The organism is Proteus sp. G4415, assembly GCF_963896075.1.
Taxonomy (GTDB): domain Bacteria; phylum Pseudomonadota; class Gammaproteobacteria; order Enterobacterales; family Enterobacteriaceae; genus Proteus; species Proteus mirabilis.
Map to the genome: position 1 here is coordinate 1 of NZ_CAWQOK010000037.1, position 2,074 is coordinate 2,074.

Here is a 2,074-nt window from a genome sequence, read left to right on the forward strand (position 1 = left end):
TGTTAATCCGTATGTCACTGGTTCGAGTCCAGTTGGAGGAGCCAAATTTAGAAAAGCCCGCTTTATGCGGGCTTTTTGCTTTTTAGCCAATAGCATCCCACACTGAGCATGCTGAAAAATAAATTTTTCTCTGTTTCACCCTATAAATTCCAGCATCTTTTTCATTATCTTGTTCATTATTCGCTGATAATTGATGCAACTTGCTGTTTATCTATCCATTTAAACAAATATCTACGATTGACCTTTGACATCTCAATTTTACCACTATATGATACACGCCACTTAATGATGTTCCTCCATAGTTCAGTCGGTAGAACGGCGGACTGTTAATCCGTATGTCACTGGTTCGAGTCCAGTTGGAGGAGCCATTTCTATTAGTATTACCCTCGTAACTATTTGATTTTATTCTCTGTTTTCCCTCACACACAATAAAAAATACCATTAAAAAGGTAGCTATTTAATCGTTTTCGTATTACTATTCATTTCCGGCTTGACTATCCAGTCCAATCCAATCGTTGATCTTTCGATTTTCCTAAGACACACGGAGCCGGTATATGACCACTGCACAACCTATCACCCTCACTATTCGCCGTCCTGATGATTGGCATGTTCACTTTCGTGATGATGACATGCTAAAAACCGTTGTTCCTTATACCAGTCGTTATTTTGGCAGAGCCATCGTAATGCCAAATCTTGTTCCCCCGATCACCACCATTGAAGCCGCCCGTCGTTATCGTGATCGCATAAAAGCAGCTATTCCAAGTGGCGATAAATTCGAACCATTAATGACCTGCTATTTAACGGATAGCACTCTGCCATCAGAAGTTGAACAAGGTTTTCTACAAGGCGTATTTACTGCTTGTAAACTTTATCCTGCCAATGCGACGACAAATTCTAGCCATGGTGTTTCCGATATCAATAAAATCTATCCTATTCTTAGTGTAATGGAAAAAATAGGTATGCCATTGCTTATTCATGGGGAAGTTACTGCATCAGATATCGATATTTTTGATAGAGAAGCTCGTTTTATTGATAACGTGATGGCTCCCGTTCGCAAACAATTTCCTGCCTTAAAAATTGTTTTTGAACATATCACCACCAAAGAAGCGGCACAGTATGTCTTAGAGGGAAATGAATTTCTTGGTGCAACTATTACACCACAACACTTAATGTTTAACCGTAATCATATGCTTGTCGGTGGTGTGAAACCGCATTTGTACTGTTTACCTATCCTTAAGCGTAATATACACCAAGAGGCATTAAGGCAAGCCGTTGCATCAGGCCATTCGCGTTTCTTCTTAGGTACTGACTCCGCACCTCATTTACAACATCGCAAAGAATCATCTTGTGGATGCGCTGGCGTGTTTAACGCCCCCACCGCTTTAGCGGCTTATGCTAGCGTATTTAAAGAGCTCAATGCCCTTTCTCACTTTGAAGCCTTCTGTTCACTCAATGGCCCACGTTTTTATGGTTTACCGGTTAATGAAGGCACTATTACCTTAACGGAAAAATCCGTTACTGCACCTGCAAAAATTATGAGTGGTGATGAAGCATTAATCCCCTTCTTAGCAAATGAAGATATTCATTGGGATATTAGTGTCAATTAATCAATTAGTGACTTGATATCTTCTCTTTATGCACCATATAACCCCTTATCTGGGATAGTTATGGTGCATATTTTTTGCTATTCCTCGTTGTACTTTTCCATTTTTCATCAAAATTTAGCTTTTTTATTGCGCCAAATTTCGTATACTGGAAAGTAACCACTTAGTGGGGGCTTCTCTCTTAGTCAAAACCGGTTGTATGATTAGGAGGTATTATGAGTAGAAAAAATGAAGTTATTCAAACACATCCTGTTGTAGGCTGGGATATTAGCACTGTAGATATCTATGATGCGATGATGCTACGTTTACATTATCTTCCTGAAAACGAACACCATCCAGACAATGCAGTGGTTGATAAAACACTTTGGCTTACTACTGATGTAGCAAAACAGTTGATTTATATTCTTCAAGCAGGTATTGATAAAATTGAATCATCTGAAGATTTTGTATCAGACAACACCAAGCATTGA

Annotated in this window: 2 protein-coding genes and 1 tRNA gene; all 3 read left to right on the top strand. The window is 39.1% G+C overall.

The window, feature by feature from the left end; all coding sequences use genetic code 11:
• The first annotated feature begins 292 nt into the window (after positions 1-292).
• The 3 genes from AACU95_RS03195 (at position 293) to bssS (ending at position 2,074) form a co-directional block, all read left to right on the top strand.
• Positions 293-368, top strand: a tRNA-Asn gene (locus AACU95_RS03195).
• A 186-nt stretch (positions 369-554) separates the two neighbouring features.
• A complete protein-coding gene (gene pyrC, locus AACU95_RS03200) occupies positions 555-1,607 on the top strand; it encodes a dihydroorotase (RefSeq protein ID WP_036907835.1) in 1,053 nt (350 codons plus the stop codon).
• Positions 1,608-1,819: 212 nt separating this feature from the next.
• Positions 1,820-2,074 (top strand): biofilm formation regulator BssS, encoded by a 255-nt coding sequence (bssS, locus tag AACU95_RS03205; protein ID WP_004248355.1) that lies wholly within the window; start codon positions 1,820-1,822, stop codon positions 2,072-2,074.